Below are 21,043 nucleotides of genomic sequence, written 5' to 3'. Positions count from 1 at the left end.
GGTGCGCGAAGGCCCGGTGCGGAACGATCCGTACCGGGCCTTCTGCGTGCTCGCACGCGGCTGTGCAGCGGCTGCCGGTCACCTGGTCAGCGCGCCCGGCGGGCACGACAGATCTCCATCACCATGTGCTGCACGGACCACCGTGGATCGCGCCCGGCACCCTTGACCTCGTGATCGGCGCGGGCGACGGCCTCGAGGGAGCGGGCCAGGGAGCGATCGGTCCAGCTCCTCGCCTCGCGCGAGAGGTTGCGGAGCATCCAGTCGGGCATGCCGAGGCTGCGGGGGCTCGCCCCGGACGCGGTCACCTTCGCGAGCGAGCGCATCTTGGAGGCGATCGCGGCGACGATCGGCACCGGGTCGGCTCCGGCGAGCTGGGCCTGAGCCAGCAGCTGGAGGGCCTCCTGCTCCTTGCCGGCGATCGCGGCATCGGCCACGGCGAAGGCGGTGGACTCCACCCGGCCCGCGGTCACGGCGTGCACGTCCTGCGCGGTGATCCGGGGCGCCTGCTGTCCCTCGTCCGGGGTGGTGTCCTCGATGAGCTGGCGGCTGATGGCCGCGAGCTCGGCCAGGTCGGTGCCGAAGGCGTCGACCAGGGCGGCCACCGCCTCGGGCTGGATACGGCGCTCTGCCCGGGCGAACTCCGCGGCTACGAAGGCCTGCTTGTCGCCGGCGCGCTTGACCGGGCTCGCGTCGACCCGGGGGACTCCCGCCATCTTCAGGACATCCAGGAGCTTCTTGCCGCGGTTGCCGCCGCGGTGGACGAGCACGAGGGCGACCTCGGGCTCGGGGTTCTTCACGTACTCCTGGATCTCGAGCACGAGGGCGTCCGGTGCGGACTGCAGATCGGGCACGAGCACGAAGCGCGGCTCGCCGAAGAGGGAGGGGCTGGCGACCTGGGTGAGGGCGCCGGGACCGGCGGCCTCCCCGGAGAGGTCGTGGACCGCGACCGACGGGTCGGCCTCCTTGGCGAGCGTCCGCAGCCGTCGCACGGCGCGCTCGGCGATCAGCGTCTCTGTGCCGTGGACGAGCACGATCGGTGCGAGGGCGACGCTGTGCCACTCGACATCGCTCACGGGATCTCCTCACTGCTCGGGGACGAGGGTCGATCCTATCGGGCCGGGCCGACGGATCGTGCCGTGTCGGGCCCCGCGGCGGACAGGACGACGGTGCCGTGGACGTCGGTGCGGATCACCGGGGTGCCCAGGGAGCGGAGCAGACCGAGCACCTCGTCGGTGGGGTGGCCGAAGGTGTTCTCCCGGCCGACGGTGATCAGCGCGAGCTCCGGGTCGAGGAGGCGGTACAGGTCCTCGTCCTGACGGCGGGAGCCGTGATGGGCGACCTTGACGATGTCGGCGGGCCCCGGGTCTGCGGTGAGCAGCTCCGCCTGGGCCGCGGGCTCGAGGTCCCCGAGCGAGACCAGACGGGTGCCGTCGGCCCAGGTCGCCGCCAGGACGACGGAGCAGTCGTTGGCGGCGTCCCCTTCCCCCGAGCCCTCTTCGCGGGCGGTGGCGGCGACGGCGTCCTCGGCCGAGCCCGGCCACAGCACCTCCAGGGCGATGCCGCTCTCCCGCCAGGTGCGCCCGGCGGTGGCCACGGTCGCCGGGACGCCGGGGACGGCCTCGTCCGCGGCCTCCGGCAGCGGGCAGATCCACTGCGCCTCGGGAGCGCGGGCTCCGGTCAGAGCCGTACGACCGCCGGTGTGGTCGAGATGGGGGTGGGTGAGGACCAGCAGGTCGATGGTCGCGACCTGCAGACGATCCAGACAGCGGCCCAGTGCAGCGGGATCCGGCCCGGTGTCGATGAGCACGGTCGGCGCACGCTGCGGGTCACCGGTGGCTCGCAGCAGCAGGGCATCCCCCTGACCGACGGCGCAGACGGCGAGGGTCCACCCCGGCACGCTCCCGCCCGGGAGGATCCGGCCGATGCCCGGGGCCAGCGCGGCCACCAGCACCGCAGCGGTCACCCAGCGCACGAGCGGCACCCGGCGGGCGGCGATCGCGAGGGTCAGGCCGAGCAGCACCGCGACGGCCAGCAGGGCTCCCGTCCCGCCCTCGGGTACGGCGATCCGGGAGCCGGGCAGGGAGTCCGCGGTGCGCGCGATGAGCAGCACCAGGTGCGCTCCCCCGGCGGCGACCGAGTCCAGGGCCTGCGCCGCCGCGGGCCAGAACAGGCCGATCACGAGGGCCAGCAGCCCGATCACGGTGGTGGGGCCGACGAGGGGCCCGACCAGCAGGTTGACCGGCACCGCCCAGACCGAGACCTCGGGGGTCAGCAGGATCAGCAGGGGCGTGCACGCGAGCTGCGCGACCAGCGGCACCGCGATCACCAGCGCCGGCGTCCTGCCCAGCCGCTCGCCGCTGAGCTCGCGGAGCACACCCGCGACCGGGGGCGCGGCCAGGAGGATCGCTGCGGTGGCGAGGGCGGACAGCAGGAAGCCGACCGAGGCGGCGGTGACCGGGTCGAGCACCGACCACAGGGCGACGGTGAGGGCGAGTGCCGCGACCGGGGAGGCCCTCACCCCGGCGAAGCGGGCGGCCAGCAGCGGGGCGGCCATGGTGGCGGCGCGCTGGACGCTGGGCTCGTCCCCGACCAGCCAGACGTAGCCCGCCATCACCGCGCCGGCCACGGCGAGCCGGGGGCGGCGCCGGACCCCGGCCAGCAGGAGGGGCCCCAGCACCGCGGCGAGCACCAGGGCGATGTTCGCCCCGGAGACCGCGACCAGGTGCGAGATCCCCGCGCGCCGCATCATCTCCTCCGTCTCCGCACCGAGCCCGGAGGTGTCCCCCGTGGTCATGCCCCGCACCAGAGCAGCCTCGTCGTCCGGCAGATGGGCGGTGTGCTCACGGGCCCGGTCCCGCAGCGCCGCGCGGGCAGCACGGAGCCGCTCGGACCCGGCCGCGGTCTCGGCCGGGGAGACCTCGGTGGCTCGCAGCACGAGCAGATCGCCGCTGGTGCTCGGGACGCCGCGCACGCGGATCGCCTGTCCGTCCCGGATCCGGGCCAGGGCGTCGGCGCTCTCCCCCTCGGCGCGCACCAGCAGCGGCAGCGAGGCGGGCAGCTCGGCCTGCTCGCGTCCCAGTCGCGCGGGACCGGCCACGGTGCGCGCCATCATCTGCATCCCGCTGCGGGCCCAGGCGGGGCCGGCCTCGGGAGGGGCAGGATCCTCCCCCGCGATCACGGTGAGCTCGACGATCAGGCCGTCACCGGCCGCGTCCTCGAGCTGCCGGTCGCTGCCGCCGTGGCGTTCCAGGGCGGGGAACAGCAGCACCCCGGCCAGGGCGATGATCCCGAGATGGGCGAGCAGTCCGTGCCGGGTGCGCATCCCACCGGTGAGCAGGAGGGCGGTCAGCACCCCGGCGATCAGCAGGGCGCCGCCGGCGACCGCCGCCGCCGTCCCTGCGGTGACACCGAGCACGGCCAGGGCCCAGACGCAGGTCGCGGCCGGGAGGAGGCGGAGATCGGCGGAGGTCATACGGCTGCCTGTGCGCGGATCTCCTCGAGCGTGGCGGGGCCGATCCCGGAGACCTCGAGCAGGTCGTCGACCGAGGCGAAGGGGCCGTTCTTCTCACGGTGCTCGACGATGCGCTGGGCGATCGCGGGACCGACACCCGGCAGCTCCTCCAGCTCGGCGGCGCTCGCGGAGTTGAGGTCGATCGGGCCGCCGTCGGCTCCCGTGTCGTCGGCCGGCTCCCCCGTCGCCCCGGCATCGTCGGGGCTGCCTGCGGCGGGGACCGGCGGCTCCTCACCGGGACGGGGCACGTGGATCTGCTCCCCATCGGCCACCGGTCGGGCCAGATTCACCGCGGAGAGCTCCGCGTCCTCGCTCGCCCCATCCGCAGCGCGCAGCGCGTCGTCCACGCGCGCTCCGGCGGGCAGGCGCACCACGCCCGGTGTCGCCACCGCCCCGGAGACGTGCACCAGGAGCTCGGCGGGACCGGAGGGCGCCGCGGAGCTCGCGGTGTCCCCGCCGTCCTCGCCGTCCTCACCGTCCCCGCCGCCGTCCGAGGGGTCGCCCGCGGTCTCGCGCGGCGTCTCCGCACTCGTCTCCGCCGCGGTCACGGGCGGGGTCTCCAGCGGGACGGCGGAGCCCGCTCCGGAGAGGTGGATGACGCCCACGGCGATGAGCACGAGCACGGCGATGCCCACCAGCGCGGAGGGCGAGGGGGACGGCAGCGCGAGGCGACGAGGGCGGTCGCCGTCCGTGTGGTCGCGGCGCTCGACGAGGGCCTGACCGGTGCGGCGGTGCCGCCCGGCCCGGCCGCGACTTCCGCCGCCGGATCCTGCGTGTGCTCCCATGCCCGCGACCCTAGGGACAGCGGCCACCCGGGATCATGGGCGACGGCGTCGCTGGGGACGAAGACCCCTTGGGGAGGAAGGATCAGCGCGGCGAGGCCGCGTGCACCCTCCGGAGCGCCGAAAGGTTCAGAGCAGCCCGGCCATCGCGAGCCATTGCCGCCAGAAGCCGGCGAGGATCGCGAGGATCACCAGCGCATACCAGGCCAGGGACAGGAGCACCCAGTGGCGCAGCACGCGCCCGAGCAGGCCGGGAACCCGCACGTCGCCGCTCTCGATCTGATGGGCGAGGTTCGCGAAGAACATCGGGGCGGTCACGGCCCAGATCACCATGCACCAGGGGCACAGCGCCCGGATCAGATAGATGGCCGAGATCGCCAGGAAGTGGATGTACCCGAACGCGAAGGTCATACCGCCCAGGCGGGCCCAGCGGAACCAGGTGGGCAGGTGGGCGCCGCTGAGCATGAGCGAGCCGATCGCCGCCATGATCCCGAAGCCGGCGAGCCCGATCGCCTGGTTGGGAATGCCCAGGGCGGAGGCCTGCCAGGTCATCATCACGTTGCCGCAGGAGATAAACGGGTTGATGTCGCAGGCCAGGGATTCCCCGGGGTGCGCGAGCAGGTAGTCCTTGTCGATCTGCAGCGCGAGCGCCGCGATCCAGCCGATGATCCCGCCGATCAGCAGCACAGCACCGGTCAGCCGCGCCCCGGCCCGCTGCGTCGCGGAGCGTTCGGCGGCGAGCTCGGCGTCGATCTCCGCCAGCAGCTCGGCCTCGGTGGGCTCGGCGGGCTCGGCGCCGTCGGGTTCAGGGGCGGGGGCGTTCTGACTCATGTCGGGTCCGGGATCTTCCGTGCGGAGGGGAGGGAGGACACCGAGCACCGTAACCTCATCCGGCGGCGACCGGGTGCTCGCGGAACCAGGCGGCGAGGTGCTCGTTGCCCTCGTCCAGGGTCACCTGCGGGGTCCACTGCAGGCGCTCGCGGGTGCGGCGCTGGTCGAACCAGTGCGCGGTGGACATCTGCTCGGCGAGGAACTCGGTCATCGGCGGTTCGTCATGCCCGGGGCGGTGCTCCCAGACCCGTTCGACGACGCGGCCGGCGAAACGGGCCACGGAGCCGGGAAGGCGCACGCTGGGACGGGGGACGCCGGCCGCGTCGCACCAGCCGCCGAAGATGTCCCGCACCGTGCGGGGCTCACCGTTGGTGATCACGAAGCTCTCGCCGTGGACGTCCTCGATGCGGTCGAGGGCGGCGACGATCGCGTCGGCGGCATTGGTGACGTAGGTGGTGTCGATCAGGGCCATGCCCTCGTCCAGCAGGGGCAGCCGTCCGCGCCGTGCCCGGTCGACGATCCGGCCCACCAGCTGCGTGTCCCCGGGGCCCCACACGATGTGCGGGCGGACCGTGGTCACCGCCAGGCCGTCCTCGCCGTCGGCCCCCATGGCCAGCAGCTCGGCGGCGGCCTTGGTGCGGGAATAGGGGCCGCGAGCACGGGTCGGGTCGGCCGGTGCGGCCCCGTCCCCCTCGATCGCGCGGCCGAGATGGGCGACCGACGGGGAGGAGACGTTCACGAGCGACCCGCCTCCTCCCGCGCGCAGGGCGTCCAGCACGTTCCGGGTGCCGTCGATGTTGATCGCGCGGTACTCGTGCTCGGGCCCCGAGATCGACACCTTGGCGGCGAGGTGGACGACGGCGTCGGCCCCGTCGACCGCGCGACGGACCTCCTCGGGGGCGGTCAGCGAACCGGTGACGTCCTCGACGCCGGGGAGGCCGGCCGGGCGGCGCTGGAAGGCGCGCACCCGCGCGCCGCGGTCACGCAGGGTCGTGGCGACGGCACCGCCGAGCATGCCGGAGGCGCCGGTGACCACGATCGTCGGGGCGCTCACAGGGCGTCGGCCCACTCCCCGCGCAGGGTCTGACCGGCCCAGCGGGACAGCGCAGCCCGGTCGATCTTCGAGTTGTGCCGGATGTCGGTGGGCAGGGCGCTGGTGGTGAAGACCGCGACCACCTCCGCCCCGGAGCGCTCGCGCACGGCGCGGCGCACGGCCTCCTGCAAAGAGGTCGAGGCGGCGCGGGGCCGTCCCGCCTTTCCGGCCCGGTAGCCGTCCTCGGTCTCGAGGACCACCACGACCTGCTGGGTGCCGCGGGGGCCGACGGCGGCGGCACCGGCCCGCCGCACCGTCGGCACGGTCTCGGCGGCGTCCTCGACCTGCACGGGGGTGAAGAGTCCATCGGCCGTGGCCAGCACGTGGTCCGCGCGGCCCTCGATCCACAGTCGCCCCTCGGCATCCAGGTGGCCCACGTCGCCGGTGGCGTGCCAGCCGGTGAAACGCATGGAGCGGTGCGTGGTGCCCCAGAGCATCAGGTAGCGGTCGCGCACGTGCGGGGCGCGCACGAGCACCTCGCCCGTTACGTCGGCCTGCTGCGAGATCTCGCCGGGGGTGCGACCTTCACCGTCCATGACGGCCACGGCGAGCTCGACCCGCGGCACGGGGCGGCCGACGCACACGCCGGAGCCCTCGCCCGCCGCCTCGATGCCCTCGAGGTCGATGGCCGCCACGGCCAGGCACTCGGTCATCCCGTAGGGCGTCAGCGCCCTCGCGTGCGGCATCAGGCTGCGCAGCTCCCGCAGCAGGTGCGCGGGGATCGGGGCGCCGGCGGAGAAGAAGCTCGCCGCGCTCGCGATCGCGGCCCGTCCGTACTCGTCGAGCTGCGGGGCCGTCTCCAGGATGTTGCGCAGGGCCGCGGGGGCGGTGAAGACGGCGGGCTCGCCGAGGGCGTCGATCGCTGCGGCCAGGGCGGGGGCGGTCAGCTCCCCGGGGCGGGTGATGTCCATGTCGGGCACCACGGACGGCGCCCCGAGCGCGGGGCCCAGCAGTGCGAAGGGCGCGAAGCCGGCGACCAGCCCGCGCTCGGGATCGAGCTGGAGGGTGTCGCCGACGGCGGTGAACATGGCGCTCATCTGCCGGTGGGTGTACACGGCGCCCTTGGCGGGCCCGGTGGAGCCGGAGGTGAACAGGATCGCCGCGTCGGCGTCCGGAGCGGGCCAGGCGGCGTCCAGCGGCGCGCCGAGGTCGCGCATCATCGAGCCGGACCGGGCCAGCTGGGCGATCGAGGTCTCGACCCCGAGGGCGGCGCGGTCGACGGTGGGCAGCTGCTCGACGCTGATCCGACGTCCGGGCCAGCCCATCGCGCGGGCGCCGACCAGCGCCCGGGGGATCCCGATCAGCCAGTCCGGGTGCGAGCCGATCACGGCGCGGGTGAGGCCGGGCACGCCCAGCCCGGCGTCGGCGATCACGGCGACGGCGCCGAGGCGCAGGCAGGCGTACAGCACGGCGGTGAGGTCCGCGCCGGGAGTGATCAGGATGCTCACGCGGTCGCCGGGGCGGATGCCGTGGCCGAGCATGCCGGCGGCGATGTCGTCCACCCGTCGGTTCAGCAGCGACCAGGAGATCTCGCGGCGACGCCCGTCGGCGTCGGCCATCTCGACCACCGCGGGCCGGTGGGCGTGGGTGGGGTCGGCGGCCAGGCGGGCGATCGGCTCGCCGACGTGCTGCTCGGGAGCCTGCTGCGCGAAGGAGGAGACCGGGCGCCAGGTGCCCGCGGGCTCGTCCTGGGCGGCCTCGGGGCCGAAGCGGGAACGCAGCCACTCGGCGACGAGTCCGGCGACATCGGCGTCCTCCCACACCAGGTGGGAGGTCTTCTCGAAACGGTGGACGTCGGCGTGGGGCACGCGCTCGAGGAGGTCGCGGAGGAAGCGGTCGGAGAAGGTGATGTCCCGCGGGCCCCAGGCCAGCAGCGTCGGCACCGTCAGGTCGCGGATGCCCTCGGCGACCCGCTCGAGCGTGGGCCGGGAGGGGTGATCGGCGCCGGCGGGGATGTCGGCGACGAACTGGTCGATGCCCTTGCGCCGGCCCCGCGTGCGGTAGGGCGCGAGATAGGCGTCCTGGACCTCCTGCGCCAGCGCGGGCCTCGACAGCGAGAGGGTGGTGCGCACGAACGCATCGGTCACGGAGGTGGAGGCGGTGCGGAATCCCGGGGTCGTGGCCAGCTGCAGCGCCCTGGGCAGCGACTCCCCCAGGTCCTGGTGCAGGCCGGTGTTGGTGAGGATCATCCCGGCCAGGTCGTGGCGGTTGTCCAGCGCCCAGCCGGCGGAGATCAGACCGCCCCAGTCGTGGCCGACGGTGACCACCGGTCCCCGCAGCGAGAGCGCATCGGTGAGCAGCGAGAGGTCGGTGATGCGGTCCTGGTAGCGGCGCTTCACCCCGGTGCGCTCGGACCAGCCCATCTCCAGCTGGTCCACGGCCACCAGGCGCCAGGGGATGTCCTCACGCACCAGGGAGCGGAACAGGAACGAGTAGGTGGGGTTGCCGTGCACCGCCAGCAGCGTGCCCTGCGGGGTGATGCCGCGCTCGGCGAGCCACGGACCGGAGTCCAGCAGGTGCCAGCGGCGCAGCTCCCCCGCGTGGTCGCGCACCTCGAGGGTGCGGCTGATGCGGGGATCGACGTCGGGCATGCTCTGCGCAGCCGGGGTCTCGGGGAGCGGGGCCCGACGGCGGCCGGTGGCTCGGGCGTTCACCACTGGACCTCCATCATCGCCGTGTTCAGGCCGGAACCGACTCCCATCAGGAGCACCCGCTCGCCCCGCTTCACGTCGTCCTGGATGTGCGCCAGGGTCATCGGGACCGCCTCGGCCGCGATGTTCCCCCAGTCGGGGAAGGTCACGGGGATGCGTTCCATGCCCACCCCGGTGATCTTCGAGAAGTTGCGGGTGTAGACCATCGAGACCTGATGCGGGATCACGTGCTCGATGCTCTTGAAGTCGTGGCCGGCGTCGTTGGCGCCCTTCCAGGTGTCGAGGATCAGGGAGATGCCGTTCTCCAGCAGTCCGGCGGAGTCGGTGCGCATGTCCTGCATGTCCGCCACGCACAGCTCGTGGTGCTCGGTGCCGGCGCGGGCCTGGGTGACGGTGAGGCGGTGCCCCTCGGGGTGCTCGTCGGAGGGGCCGATGACCGCGGCGGCGGCCCCGGAGCCCAGGGTCAGGGCCGCGAACTGGTTGTTGAAGTCGTGCTTGGTGGCGGTCTTGGAGTTCAGGCGTTCGATGGTGCCGCGCTGGACGTCCTCGACGTCCTCGGCCCCGACGATCAGGGCGTACTTGATCTGGCCCGCGTCGATCATCCCGGCGGCCATGGTCATGGCGTTGACGAAGCCGAGGCACGCATTGGTGATGTCGAAGTTCATGCAGCCGGGTGGCATGCCCAGGGAATGGTGGATCCCGGTGGACACGGCGGGCTCGAGGTGCTGGCGGGAGACGGAGGCGTTGATCAGCAGACCGACCTGGTCGCGCATGATGCCTGCCTTGGCCATGGCGCGCTCGGCGGCGAGCACGACGCCCTGTTTCCAGCCGGAGTCGCGGTCCTTCCACCATCGCCGCTCATAGACGCCGGCGACCCGCTGCAGCACGCCCTTGGGCAGCCGCAGCCGCTTGCGGGCCGGGGCGAGCATGTCGTCGATCTCGTCGGAGGTGACCGTGACCTGCGGCAGGGTCATCTCGACCGAGAGCAGGGAGGCATTGCGGTGGACGAATCCTGTGTTCCCGTTCCCCATCTGCGTGCGCTACCTCGTTCGTCTCGTGCGATTCCTGGTGGCATGGCCGCGGGACGGACGCCGGTCCGGTGCGGCTCACGCGACGGCGCGGTCACGACCGGGTCGGGCCCATGCACCGGCCATTCTCACACCGTCAGCTGAGGGCTGTCTGTCCGGGTGGCGGATCCCACGTCGTGCCGTCAGGCCCCTTCGTCGTCGTCGAGGTGATGGCCCAGGTGGTGGCGGGCGAACAGCAGGCACTGGCGCAGGATCGCCTCCCGCTTGTCGTCGTTGTTGCTGGTGCTGACCTCGAGCAGCACCGAGCCCTCCCAGCCGCGGTTGGCCAGTCTCCGCAGCACCTCGGCGCAGGGCTGGTTGCCCTCACCCGGCGGGAGGTGCTCGTCCTTGGTGGTGCGTCCGGAGCCGTCGGCCAGGTGGAGGTGGGTCAGGCGGTCCCCGAGCCGGTCGATCATCTCCAGCGCATCGTCACCGGCGGTGGCGGCGTGGGAGAGATCGACCGTGACGTGCGCGTAGTCCTCGTCGGTGGGGTCGTGATCGGGCAGGTAGTTCAGCAGCTCCCGCACGCCGAGGCGCCACGGGTACATGTTCTCCACCGCGATCGCGATGCCGTGGGTGTCCTCGAGCTCGGCCACGCCGGTGACGAAGTCGCGGGCGTAACGGCCCTGCCACCGGAACGGGGGGTGCGCCACGACGGTGGGCACTCCGAGCTCCTTGGCGATCTCGACGGTGCGCTCGACCTTGACCCAGGCGTCGCGCCCCCACAGCCCCTGCAGGAAGAACAGGGTCGGGGCGTGCAGCGAGAGGATCGGCAGGTCATAGCGCTCGGAGTACTGCCGCAGCAGCTCGGGGTCCTGACTGTCCCGCGGATAGGAGACCATCACCTCGATCCCGTCGTACCCGATCCGGTCGGCCAGGCGGAACGCCTCCTCCACCCCGGAGGGGAAGACGGAGGAGGTCGACAGGCCGACGGGGATGCGGCGCTGCGGCGCCTGCTCGCTGCGGGGGTCGCCGGCGGAGAGCCGACGGGTCAGGGCATCCCGACTGGAGCGCTGCGCCTTGTTCGCTCGCGTGTAGGGCTTGCGGGCGCCACCGCGTGGCGTGCTCGTCGCGGGGCCGTCACGGCGTGGGCTCACGGCATCTCCTCAGCTGCAGGGCGGGCGCTGTCAGTATGCAACAGGCCCGCCCTAGACTCGGCGGCATGCGCGTGCGTGACCTCACTCCCGACGACTACGTCCCCTACCGCTCCCTGACCGCCGACGCCTTCGGCGGCACCTGGGAGGACACCGGCCCCCGACCCTTCGACCCGGGCCAGACGGCGGTGGGCATCGACTCCGCGGGGCTGCCCGGCGGGGTCGACGGCGTGCTCGCCGCCGGCGCCCGGATCCGGCACGACCGCCTCGCCCTCGGTGGCGGCGTGGCCCGCAGCGGCGGCATCGGCGGGCTCGCCGTGCACCCGGCCCATCGCGGCGGCGGGGTCTTCCGCACGCTGCTGACCGGGGTCATCGCCCGCTGTGCCGAGGAATCGATGGCCGTCTCGATGCTGTACCCCTCGAATCCGTCGATCTACCGTCGCTGCGGCTACCAGGTGGTCGCCCGAGGGCAGCGCCTGATCGTCCCGCTGGTGGATCTGCAGCGTCTGCCGCCGGTCCCGGGGCGGCATCTGGTTCCGGTCACCGCTGCCACGCTGCCCCGGCTGCACGCGGTGTACCGGGAGCTGACCGCCGGGGACAACGGGATGCTGCTGCGCGAGGGGCCCCTGTTCGAGCAGGGGATGCCGGGCGGCGGCTGGTCCGCGCTGCTGCTCCAGGACGAGGCCGGCACCGACCACGGGTACCTCTCGTGGACCAGATCCGGGGGCGAGGGCCCGGGTCTGCAGGTCCACGAGATCCTCGGCCGCACCCGGGAGGACCGTCTCGCGCTGCTGCGCTCGCTGGGGTCCTGGTCGACGGTGGTCGAGGAGGCGACCCTGCGTCTGCGCACGGAGGACCCGGTGCTCGATGCGCTGCCCGGGGGTGGTGCGCGCCCGGCGCCCGGCCCGGTGCCGCTGGTGATGATGCGTGTGATCGACACCGCGGCGACCCTCGAGGCGCGCCGTGCGCCGGCGTCGCTGCGGGGCACGATCCGGCTCGTGGTCGAGGACGACACGGTCCCGCCGGGGACCTGCCGCGCCGCGGGGCGCTGGCTGCTCACGGCCGCCGACGGGAGGATCACCGCAACGCCGGAGGACACGGACGGTGACGCGGCCGAGCTCGTCCTCGGCACGGCACGCCTGGACGTCCATGCCGCCTCCCTGCTCCTGGTCGGCGGCCGCACCCTCGCCGATGCCCGTCGGCTCGACCTGGGGGCGGTCGCGGACCCCTCCGCCGAGCGCTTCCTCGACGAGCTGCTGGCCGGGCCCCGGCCCAGCGTCCTGGATTCCTTCTGAGGCTGCGCGCCGAGCACGATGATCGGCGCCGTACGCTGGGTCCCCGCACCCGCCGACCACCGATCCCGGAGCCCACCGCATGGCCAAGCTGCACTTCAAGTACGGAGCGATGAACTCCGGGAAGTCCGACACCCTCGTCAAGACCGCCTACAACTACGACGAGCGGGGACTCGCGACGCTCACGGTGAAGCCGGCGCTGGACACCAAGGGCGAGGACTGGGTGGTCGCGCGCGGTGGGGCACGACGCCGGGTCGACGTCCTGGCCCGCAGCGGCGAGGAGCTGCGCGAGCACGTCCACGCGGTCGCCGACGAGCGAGGGCTGCGACCCCTGCACGCGGTGCTGGTCGACGAGTCGCAGTTCCTCGACCCCGCCCAGATCGATCAGTTGTTCCGCGTCGCCAAGCAGGACGGCATCTCGGTGATCTGCTACGGGCTGCGCACCGACTTCCGCACCGCGACGTTCCCCGGCGCGCAGCGTCTGTTCGAGCTGGCGGACAACATCGAGAAGCTCCCGACGATGTGCCGCTGCGGATCGCAGGCGGAGTTCAACTGCCGGGTGGTCGGCGGTCGTCACGTCTTCGAGGGTGCCCAGGTCGCGATCGACGAGGCCGGATCCGGCCCCGTCGACCCCGTCACCTACGTGTCGCTGTGCGGCCCGTGCTTCCTCCAGGAGCAGGAGCGGGCCGGCGTCACCGTGCTCGGCTGATGCCCCACGGCGTCAGGAGCTGAGCGGGCGGTCCTCGCCGACCTCGCCGTCGCCGCCGGCGGCCGCGGTGTCCTCGGAGCTCGACGCCAGGTTCTCGGCGTCCTCGTCGAGCGACTCCTCGGAGCCGCCGCCGAGGCGGTCCTTGGCGGAGCCGGCGGCGCCCGTCACCGCTCCCTGCACGTTGGAGGCGACCTCGGGAGCCTTCTCCTTCACCGTGCTCGCGGTGTCCTGCGCGACGCGTCCCGCCGTCTCCTTGGCCTGGGTGGCCCGGCGCTGGACCTCCGGGTCGTCCGCCACGTGACGGGCAGTGCGCTCGAGGGACTCGTAAGGGCCTCGGCCGGCTCGCGACCCGACCACGAAGCCGATGGCGAGACCTGCCAGGAAAATGAGCTTCTTCATCGCTGCCTCCAGGGATCGTCGTTGTCGTGGATCGCATCGTGTCACAGGAGCATCACGATGCGACCTCGACCCTACCGACCGGTTCCCGTCGCGTCCCGTCCCCGTCTCGTCCCCTTCTGGTCACAGAACCTCCACGCGCGCGCGCTAAGCAGTGCGGACACCACCGCCCGGAAGGCTCTACGATCGCTTCAGGGCAAGGACGCCCCGCGCCGACCGTTCCCGCCGTGGTTGCACGGCGACCGAGGAGATGACCCGTTGTCCCCGTCGCAGTTCCCGCTCGATGAGCGCATGACCACCACCTTGACCATCGAGGACGTCGCCGCCCAGGTGCGCACCTGGGTCGAGGCCGCCGCGACCCGCCCGGTGCCCGGGCCCGCGAAGATGCTGTCGGACCTCCTGCGCGATCCGCAGGGCCTGGACTTCACGCTCGCCTTCGTCGACCGTGTGATCCGCCCCGAGGACCCGCGGGCCGCGGCCGTCGAGCTGCGCCGTCTGGCCCAGGACCCGCCCGCCTTCCTCCCGCCCGCGCTGCGCCGCGTGGTCTCCCTCGGCGGCAGCGCCTCGCGCCTCGCGCCCTCCGTCGTGGTCCCCACGGCCCAGGCCGCGATGCGCCGGATGGTCTCCCACCTCATCCTCGACGCCCGCAGCGGCCCGCTGACCTCCGCGATCTCACGGCTGACCGCCGATGGCACCACCTTGAACATCAACCTGCTCGGCGAGGCGGTGCTCGGCGCGCAGGAGGCCTCGCGACGGCTGGCGGGCGTGCGCGAGCTCGTCGCCCGCCCTGACCTCGACTACGTCTCGATCAAGGTCTCCTCGATCGTGGACCACCTTCCCCTGTGGGCCGCTTCCCAGACCGTCGAGCACATCGTCGAGACCCTGCTGCCGCTGTACCTCGATGCGGCCCGCGGGGACCATCCCACCTTCGTGAACATGGACATGGAGGAGTACCGGGACCTCGAGCTGACCCTGCAGGTCTTCGAGAAGCTGCTGGACCGTCCCGAGCTCGCGCAGCTGCACGCCGGGGTCGTGCTGCAGGCCTATCTCCCCGATGCGCCCTCGGCGATGGAGCGGCTGCGTCGCTTCGCCGAACGCCGCGTGGCCGCCGGGGGTGCGCCGGTGAAGGTGCGCCTGGTCAAGGGGGCGAATCTCGCGATGGAGAAGGTCGACGCCTCCGTGCACGGGTGGACGCAGGCTCCGCTGCTCAGCAAGGAGGAGACCGACGCGCAGTACAAGCGGATGCTGCTCGAAGCCCTGCATCCCCAGCAGCTGGCCTCCGTGCACCTGGGCGTGGCCGGCCACAACCTCTTCGATGTCGCCTTCGCGCATCTGCTGATGGGCGAGCGGAACATCCCCGCCGGCGACGGCAGCGGCGTCGAATTCGAGATGCTCGCCGGCATGGCGCCCGGCCAGCAGGCGGTGGTCCGCGAGGCGACCGGGACCATGCGGCTCTACGTCCCGGTGGTCCACCCCCACCACTTCGACGTCGCCGTGTCCTATCTGGTGCGCCGCCTCGAGGAGAACGCCTCCTCCGAGAACTTCCTGTCGGCCGCCTTCGAGCTCGACACCGAGCCGGATCTGTTCGGCCGCGAGCAGGAGCGCTTCACCCGCGCCCTCCAACGGGCCCTGACCGAGACCTCGGCAAACACCCACCGCGACCAGGACCGTACGCTCGAGACCCGCGGCGGCGAGCCCATCGCGCTGGGCACCCCGACCCTGCCCGCCGTCCCCGGCGCCTTCCGCAACACTCCCGACACCGATCTGTCCACGCCCGCGAACCAGGCGTGGGCCGAGACCATCACCCATCGCATCCGGGCCTCCACCCTCGGCGAGGAGGAGGTCCGCGCTGCCCGGATCGAGACGGTCGAGGGCGTCCGGTCGATGATCGCGCGGGCGGTCGAGGCCCAGCGGGCCTGGTCAGCGCTGCCGGCTTCCCGGCGCGCCCAGGTGCTGCGCCGCGCCGCCGGCACCCTGGCCGCGCACCGCGCCGACCTGCTCGAGGTCATGGCGTCAGAGACGGGCAAGACCTTCGAGCAGGGCGATCCGGAGATCAGCGAGGCCATCGACTTCGCCCTCTACTACGCCGAGCAGGCCGAGCAGCTGGATCGCGAGGAGGACGTCGCCTTCGCGCCACGCCGACTGACGCTGGTCACCCCGCCGTGGAACTTCCCGGTCGCGATCCCCACCGGCGGCACACTGGCGGCGCTGGTCACCGGGAGCGCCGTGATCATGAAACCGGCCCCGCAGTCCCGGCGCTGCGGCGCCCTCATCGGCCGCCTGCTGCACGAGGCGGGTGTCCCCGAGGGCGTCCTGACCCTCGTGGACGTCCCGGAGAACGAGGTGGGTCGCGCCCTGATCGCCGATCCCCGGATCGATCAGCTCATCCTCACCGGCGGCTCGGACACCGCCGAGATGTTCGCCTCCTGGCGGCCGGAGCTGAGGATCCTCGCCGAGACCAGCGGGAAGAACTCGATCATCGTCACCCCGCACGCGGATCTCGACCTGGCCGCGCACGACGTCGCCACCAGCGCCTTCGGTCATGCCGGGCAGAAGTGCTCGGCCGCCTCCCTGGTGATCACCGTCGGCTCCGTCTCCGACTCCCGTCGCTTCTCCGCACAGTTGGCCGATGCGGTCCTCAGCCTCCACGTCGGCGAGCCGACGGACCCGACCGTGCAGATGGGCCCCGTCATCGAGCAGCCCGGCGAGAAGCTCGCCTCGGGCCTCAGCGAGCTGGGCGACGGGGAGACCTGGCTCTCGCGCCCCCGGCAGCTGGACAAGTCCGGCCGTCTCTTCTCCCCCGGCGTCCGCGCGGGCGTCGAGGAGGGCTCCGCCTTCCACCTCACGGAGTACTTCGGCCCGGTGCTCGGCATGATCCACGCCGAGACCCTCGAGGACGCCGTGCGGATACAGAACGGCACCGCCTATGGGCTCACGGCCGGGCTGCACTCCCTGGACCCGGCGGAGATCGCCTGGTGGACCGAGCATGTCGAGGCCGGCAACCTGTACGTCAATCGCGGCATCACCGGGGCCATCGTGCAGCGTCAGCCGTTCGGCGGGTGGAAGCGCTCGGCGATCGGGCAGACCTCGAAGGCGGGTGGGCCCAACTACCTCGTCCACCTCATGGACGCCGCCGATGCGGGCACCGCCCTGGCGGTCGCCGACGAGGACTCGTGGCTCGCCGCGGCCCGGCATTCCGACCGCGAGCACTGGGCCGACACCTTCGGCCCCCGCGACGTGCAGGATCTGCACGGGGAGATCAACGTGCTGCGCCACCTGCCCCTCCCGGTCCTGATCCGCGCCGCCGCCGGGACCTCCGCCGCCGAGCTCGCCCGCGTGCTGCATGCCGCGGCGACGGTCGACGCCGAGGTGGAGGTCTCCCTCGCCGATCCGGTGCTGGCCGAGGTCGCCACCGCCGCGGCGCTCTCGGGAGCGCAGGTCCAGGTCGAGGACGCGCCGGACTTCGCCCGCCGGGTGCCCGGTCTCGCGCAGTCGCGGATCCGTCTGCTCGGGGAGGCCGACGAGGACCTGCGCACGGCGATCGCCCAGAACGTCGAGGTCGCGCTGTTCACCGGTCCGGTTCTCGTCAGCGCCCGGGTGGAGATGCTGGCCTTCCTGCGCGAGCAGGCAATCAGCGCCACCGACCACCGCTACGGCAACCCCCTGCCGCACCAGCTGGATCTCACCGGTGGGCGCGGCTATGCCCGTGGCCACGCAGGGTCGGGCGCGCCTCGGCGCGGTCGAGGCGCCGACGTCGTAGCCTGACGCGGTCCTCCCAGACCTGAGCATCGAGGAGCCCCATGGCCGACGCCGACCCGAGAAGTCCGCGCCCCGATGCCCCGCAGGCCGGTACGGCGGTCCCGCCGACCGCTGCGGGGAAGAAGCCTCGTGATCCGTTCCTGGACAACGCGCGCGGCATCCTGATCACCCTCGTCGTCATCGGGCACACACTCGAGTGCTTCGACGGCAAGGGCGACTACCTCGGGGGCGCGATCCACACCTGGATCTACTCCTTCCACATGGCAGCGTTCGTGGCGATCTCGGGGTTCCTCTCGCGGTCCTACCGCAATGAGCCGAGACAGGTGCGGCGTCTGCTGACGGCGATGGCCGTGCCGTACCTGATCTTCCAGATGCTCCACGAGGTCGGCAAGACCCTGCTGCTGGGCCAGGAGTTCCATCTGCAGTTCACCTCCACCGCCTGGACGCTGTGGTTCCTGCTGGCGCTGCTGATGTGGCGCCTGGCGACACCGGTGCTGCGGGCGCTGCGGTATCCGCTCGTGTTCGCCGTCGCCATCGCGGTCATCGCGCCGCTGGATCCCGGCCTCGACGGGACCTTCACCCTGGGACGCTTCTTCGAGATGATGCCGTTCTTCGTGCTGGGGCTGGTGACGACGCCGGAGATGCTGCAGAAGCTGAAGACGATGCGTCACCGGGTGTGGATCGGCGTTCTCGTGCTGGTGGGGGCGCTGGCGTTCTCCTTCGCCACCCACGAGATGTTCTCCGTGGCCCGCTTCTTCCTCCGCGGCAGCTACGCCGACGGCCCCTACGAAACCCCGGTCGCGATCATCATGCAGGTCCTGGTGCTCGCGGCCGGGATGATCGGGACCGTCGCGCTCCTGCTCGCGACCCCGCTGGGCGAGACGTTCTGGACCGCGCTCGGGGCCCGTTCGCTGACCATCTACCTCCTGCATCCGCTGGTGCTGCTGCCGATCCGCTACGTCGACGAGCCCTTCGCCTGGGTCGAGAACTGGTGGGCTCCCCTGGTGCTGGTCGTCATCGGTCTGGCGATCACGGCGGTGCTCTCCCGGCGCATCGTGGCCACGGTGACGAGCTGGGTCACCGATCCGCCGATCGGGAACCTCCTGGTCAAGGACGAGGACGCCGCGTCCCGGGGTCAGCGCCGCACCGTGTGAGGCGCGGCGCCCGCCGCTCGGCATCGGCGAGAGCGGGTGCGCCAGGTCACAGCGGCCACTACCGTGGGGGCCGCCCCACTCCCGATCGCACACCGAGGTGCCTTTCCATGACCGATCCGGCCGCTCCCCCTGCTCCCTCGCGCCGCGGCGTGCTCTCCGCCGCCGCCCTCACCTCCACGGCGGCCCTCGCCGCCGCGCCCGCGGCCACCGCCGCGCCCGCGGCCACCGCGGCGCCCGTCGAGCGACCCGGTCCCGGCGTCGACCCCGCGGAGGCCCGTGCCCGCGCGATCGCGGCCTCCGAGGCGCTGCTGACGCATTTCCGCGCCGAGACGGACCCGGACATGCTCATCGAACGCGTCCCCCGCCAGGAGGACGATCCCGAGTTCACCTTCGTCTGGCCGCTGTCGCAGGCCCGCGCCGCGGTCACCGAGCTGATCGCCGCGCTCGGGGCCGGCGGCCCGCCCGCGGACACCGGCGGACTCGACCTCGACGCGGCCGACGCCGCCCTGATCCGCGCCCAGGAGCACTACTGGTACCCCGCGGGCGGCACCACGGGCCTGCCCGGATACACCGCCGCGACCGACTCCGCCCAGGGCGCCCACGGCGACTTCTATTACGACGACAACGACTGGATCGCGCTGCTCGAGATCGAGCAGCACCTGGTCAGCGGTGGGACCGCGGGTGATCTGGGGCGTGCCGCGGCGCTGCTGGAGCTCTTCCGCTCCGGGGAGTCGACCGACCCGGCCTTCGCCTCCCCCGGCGGCATCTTCTGGACCCAGGGCGCAGGGATGCGCAGTCGCAACACCGTCTCCACCGTCCCCTCGGCGAAGGTCGCTCTGCGCCTGTACCAGCTGAACGGGGACCCCGCAGCGCTCGAGGACGCCCTGCGGTGGATGCACTGGGCCCGGGAGACCCTGCTGGCCCCGGAGGGTCTGTACTGGGACAACATCCAGCCCGACGGGGAGATCGACACCACCTTCTGGACCTACAACCAGGGCGTGCCGCTGGGTGCCGAGGCCCTCGCCTACGAGATCACCGGCGAGTCCGTCCACCGCGAGAACGCCCTGGCCCTGGTCGAGGCCGTGATCGCGCACTACCGGCCCTTCGAGGAGGGCGGCCCTTTCGACGAGCAGCCGCTCCAGTTCAACGCGATCCTGCTGTCGAACCTGCTGATGGCCGAGTCGATCCTGGGCGCCCGGGTGCAGGGCCGGAAGATCACCGAGGCGTATGCCCAGCGGCTGTGGGCGACCCGGCGCGACCCGGAGACCGATCTGGTCACCGACTCGCGGGAGACCGACGTCGGCACGCACCTGCTGGACCAGGCCGGCTTCGCCCGTTCCCTCGCCCTCGCCGCCGCCCCGCGCCCGCTCTGGCCCCACCTGACCTGAGCCGCCGGCCCCGCACCGCACGCCCCGCCACGACCCCGCCGAGAACGTCACCACGTGCCTGGGTATCGAGAACCGGGCATCAAGACGCGGGAACCGAGATCGACATGGGGCCCACTTTCCTGGGCCGAAAGTGGTCCCCATGTCGATCTCGGCGTGTCCGTTCCCCACGTGACCGCCCGCCCCCGCTGCATCATGCGCCACGGCGGACGTCCCACGGTCAGGAAGGTTGCCAGCCGTGCCGGAGGAGGGCGTCCCGGACTCGCGCCACGCCCCTGCGACAACCAGTGCCGAGGTCCCCGGCCGTCGTGCGGACCTCGATCCACCCGGCCTTCTCCCGCCGCTCCGCACGCGCGATGTCCCGCGGCAACTGTTCGGCGCGCAGGTGCCTCGGGCCCTCGTGCTCGAGGGCGACCCGCCATCGTGGCCAGTGCAGGTCCGGCTCGCCGAGGTCGATGGGTTCACGCCTCTCGCCGGAGTTCACCACGGCGCGGACGTTGACGAGGGGTTCAGGCAGCCCCGCCCTCACCACGGCCAGACGCAGGCGGGTCTCCGCCGGTGAGTCGCTGCTCACGCGCGCCTGGGCCATCGCCTCCCGCACCGTGATTGCTCCCCGTCCGCGGAACCGCGCCGCGATCTCGGCCAGCTCCTCGACCGAGGCATGAGGATCAGCCCTCCCTTCCAGCGCCGGGCGGGGCATGCGCACGAGATGGTCGCCGATGATGACGAGGTCGTCCTGCCCGAGTATCCCCGCGAGGTCGAGCAGGGTCCGGATCCGCGAGGTGAGCCGCACGCCCGGCTCCTCGCCGAGACGGACCCGGTCGACGGACAAGCGGCTCCAGTGCACGAGGGCCGATTCCCGGCGCAGCGTCCCCGAGGTGCCCATGTGGATCCGGGTGTCGACGGCGCGTCCGCCCGGTTTGTACACCCGGCGTCCGCCGACCCTGCGTGGCGAGGACGGGGCGGCGACCACCTCGCGCCCGAGGGATCCGGGCAGGGGAAAGCCCCAGAGGCGCGCCGCCGTGAGCCCGACGGCGAAGACGTGGCGGTCGCGTCGACAGAGCGCGGCAACGATGTCGCGCTCGGTCACGGTCCCGTCGGTCCGGGCCCACAGGTCGTGACTGAGGGATCTGAGGTCCGACGCCCGCAACCTCGACGCCGAGATGCCGGCACGGCGTGCCTCGGTCGCGGTGAACACGGTGTAGGGCAGCTCGGGCGGGAGCGGACGGGGTCTGCCGGTCATACGAACAGCATCGGGCCGTGCCGCCACGAGGGAGCAGACGTTTCCACAGCCCGCAGGTGAGCGGCCCGAGCGCACG

The 21,043-nt window shown here is 73.0% G+C and carries 15 protein-coding genes; 5 read left to right on the top strand and 10 right to left on the bottom strand.

Annotated elements, in window-relative coordinates; translation table 11 throughout:
* Positions 1-86: 86 nt before the first annotated feature.
* The 8 genes from holA to JOF43_RS20695 all read right to left on the bottom strand — a co-directional run bounded on the left by holA (position 87) and on the right by JOF43_RS20695 (position 11,032).
* Positions 87-1,073, bottom strand: coding sequence for a DNA polymerase III subunit delta (gene holA / locus JOF43_RS20730; RefSeq protein WP_209905033.1), 987 nt, complete (start codon positions 1,071-1,073; stop codon positions 87-89).
* Positions 1,074-1,108: 35 nt separating this feature from the next.
* Positions 1,109-3,472, bottom strand: a complete 2,364-nt coding sequence (locus JOF43_RS20725; RefSeq protein ID WP_209905032.1) for a ComEC/Rec2 family competence protein — start codon at positions 3,470-3,472, stop codon at positions 1,109-1,111.
* Complete coding sequence (locus tag JOF43_RS20720) at positions 3,469-4,296, bottom strand: ComEA family DNA-binding protein (RefSeq protein ID WP_209905031.1); 828 nt, start codon at positions 4,294-4,296, stop codon at positions 3,469-3,471. Before JOF43_RS20720 ends, JOF43_RS20725 begins: the two co-directional genes overlap by 4 nt.
* 126 nt (positions 4,297-4,422) lie before the next feature.
* Complete coding sequence (locus JOF43_RS20715) at positions 4,423-5,124, bottom strand: vitamin K epoxide reductase family protein (protein ID WP_209905030.1); 702 nt, start codon at positions 5,122-5,124, stop codon at positions 4,423-4,425.
* 55 nt (positions 5,125-5,179) lie between these two features.
* A complete protein-coding gene (locus JOF43_RS20710) occupies positions 5,180-6,178 on the bottom strand; it encodes an NAD-dependent epimerase/dehydratase family protein (protein ID WP_209905029.1) in 999 nt (332 codons plus the stop codon).
* The gene (locus tag JOF43_RS20705; RefSeq protein ID WP_209905425.1) at positions 6,175-8,808 is read right to left on the bottom strand and encodes an alpha/beta fold hydrolase; all 2,634 of its coding nucleotides are present in this window, start codon (positions 8,806-8,808) and stop codon (positions 6,175-6,177) included. Before JOF43_RS20705 ends, JOF43_RS20710 begins: the two co-directional genes overlap by 4 nt.
* Positions 8,809-8,867: 59 nt before the next feature.
* A complete protein-coding gene (locus JOF43_RS20700; protein ID WP_209905028.1) occupies positions 8,868-9,899 on the bottom strand; it encodes a 3-oxoacyl-ACP synthase III in 1,032 nt (343 codons plus the stop codon).
* A 179-nt stretch (positions 9,900-10,078) separates the two neighbouring features.
* Entirely contained in the window at positions 10,079-11,032 is a 954-nt protein-coding gene (locus JOF43_RS20695) for a sugar phosphate isomerase/epimerase family protein (RefSeq protein WP_209905027.1), read from the bottom strand.
* Between the two features lie 65 nt (positions 11,033-11,097).
* Between JOF43_RS20695 and JOF43_RS20690 the strand changes: the two genes are divergently transcribed.
* Together JOF43_RS20690 and JOF43_RS20685 are read left to right on the top strand one after the other, a co-directional pair.
* On the top strand, positions 11,098-12,324 hold the full coding sequence (locus JOF43_RS20690) for a GNAT family N-acetyltransferase (protein ID WP_209905026.1): 1,227 nt from the start codon (positions 11,098-11,100) through the stop codon (positions 12,322-12,324).
* A 79-nt stretch (positions 12,325-12,403) separates the two neighbouring features.
* Positions 12,404-13,030 carry a thymidine kinase gene (locus JOF43_RS20685; RefSeq protein ID WP_209905025.1) on the top strand — a complete coding sequence of 209 codons (627 nt, stop codon included), beginning with the start codon at positions 12,404-12,406 and terminating at the stop codon, positions 13,028-13,030.
* Between the two features lie 12 nt (positions 13,031-13,042).
* Here JOF43_RS20685 and JOF43_RS20680 read toward each other — a convergent pair whose 3' ends face one another.
* Entirely contained in the window at positions 13,043-13,429 is a 387-nt protein-coding gene (locus tag JOF43_RS20680) for a hypothetical protein (RefSeq protein WP_209905024.1), read from the bottom strand.
* Positions 13,430-13,717: 288 nt separating this feature from the next.
* Between JOF43_RS20680 and JOF43_RS20675 the strand changes: the two genes are divergently transcribed.
* From JOF43_RS20675 to JOF43_RS20665, 3 genes are all read left to right on the top strand, one after another.
* The gene (locus JOF43_RS20675) at positions 13,718-17,191 is read left to right on the top strand and encodes a bifunctional proline dehydrogenase/L-glutamate gamma-semialdehyde dehydrogenase (protein ID WP_209905023.1); all 3,474 of its coding nucleotides are present in this window, start codon (positions 13,718-13,720) and stop codon (positions 17,189-17,191) included.
* 35 nt (positions 17,192-17,226) lie between these two features.
* Entirely contained in the window at positions 17,227-18,339 is a 1,113-nt protein-coding gene (locus JOF43_RS20670) for an acyltransferase family protein (protein WP_209905022.1), read from the top strand.
* Positions 18,340-18,446: 107 nt separating this feature from the next.
* Complete coding sequence (locus JOF43_RS20665) at positions 18,447-19,727, top strand: glycoside hydrolase family 76 protein (protein WP_209905021.1); 1,281 nt, start codon at positions 18,447-18,449, stop codon at positions 19,725-19,727.
* Positions 19,728-19,944: 217 nt separating this feature from the next.
* Here JOF43_RS20665 and JOF43_RS20660 read toward each other — a convergent pair whose 3' ends face one another.
* The gene (locus JOF43_RS20660; RefSeq protein WP_209905020.1) at positions 19,945-20,967 is read right to left on the bottom strand and encodes a hypothetical protein; all 1,023 of its coding nucleotides are present in this window, start codon (positions 20,965-20,967) and stop codon (positions 19,945-19,947) included.
* Positions 20,968-21,043: the final 76 nt, after the last annotated feature.

It is taken from the genome of Brachybacterium sacelli, assembly GCF_017876545.1.
In the GTDB taxonomy this organism is placed as follows: domain Bacteria; phylum Actinomycetota; class Actinomycetes; order Actinomycetales; family Dermabacteraceae; genus Brachybacterium; species Brachybacterium sacelli.
The sequence above is the reverse complement of the archived record's forward strand: the minus strand, read 5'-3'. Positions and strand labels throughout refer to the sequence as shown.

Excerpts from the sequence above, each read along its gene's own strand:
- JOF43_RS20690 (WP_209905026.1), top strand. The coding sequence starts at position 11,098 with ATGCGCGTGCGTGACCTCACTCCCGACGACTACGTCCCCTACCGCTCC.
- JOF43_RS20685 (WP_209905025.1), top strand. The coding sequence starts at position 12,404 with ATGGCCAAGCTGCACTTCAAGTACGGAGCGATGAACTCCGGGAAGTCC.
- JOF43_RS20680 (WP_209905024.1), bottom strand. The coding sequence starts at position 13,429 with ATGAAGAAGCTCATTTTCCTGGCAGGTCTCGCCATCGGCTTCGTGGTC.
- JOF43_RS20725 (WP_209905032.1), bottom strand. The coding sequence starts at position 3,472 with ATGACCTCCGCCGATCTCCGCCTCCTCCCGGCCGCGACCTGCGTCTGG.
- JOF43_RS20670 (WP_209905022.1), top strand. The coding sequence starts at position 17,227 with ATGGCCGACGCCGACCCGAGAAGTCCGCGCCCCGATGCCCCGCAGGCC.
- JOF43_RS20700 (WP_209905028.1), bottom strand. The coding sequence starts at position 9,899 with ATGGGGAACGGGAACACAGGATTCGTCCACCGCAATGCCTCCCTGCTC.
- JOF43_RS20660 (WP_209905020.1), bottom strand. The coding sequence starts at position 20,967 with ATGACCGGCAGACCCCGTCCGCTCCCGCCCGAGCTGCCCTACACCGTG.
- JOF43_RS20665 (WP_209905021.1), top strand. The coding sequence starts at position 18,447 with ATGACCGATCCGGCCGCTCCCCCTGCTCCCTCGCGCCGCGGCGTGCTC.
- JOF43_RS20720 (WP_209905031.1), bottom strand. The coding sequence starts at position 4,296 with ATGGGAGCACACGCAGGATCCGGCGGCGGAAGTCGCGGCCGGGCCGGG.
- JOF43_RS20705 (WP_209905425.1), bottom strand. The coding sequence starts at position 8,808 with ATGCCCGACGTCGATCCCCGCATCAGCCGCACCCTCGAGGTGCGCGAC.
- JOF43_RS20675 (WP_209905023.1), top strand. The coding sequence starts at position 13,718 with ATGACCACCACCTTGACCATCGAGGACGTCGCCGCCCAGGTGCGCACC.
- JOF43_RS20715 (WP_209905030.1), bottom strand. The coding sequence starts at position 5,124 with ATGAGTCAGAACGCCCCCGCCCCTGAACCCGACGGCGCCGAGCCCGCC.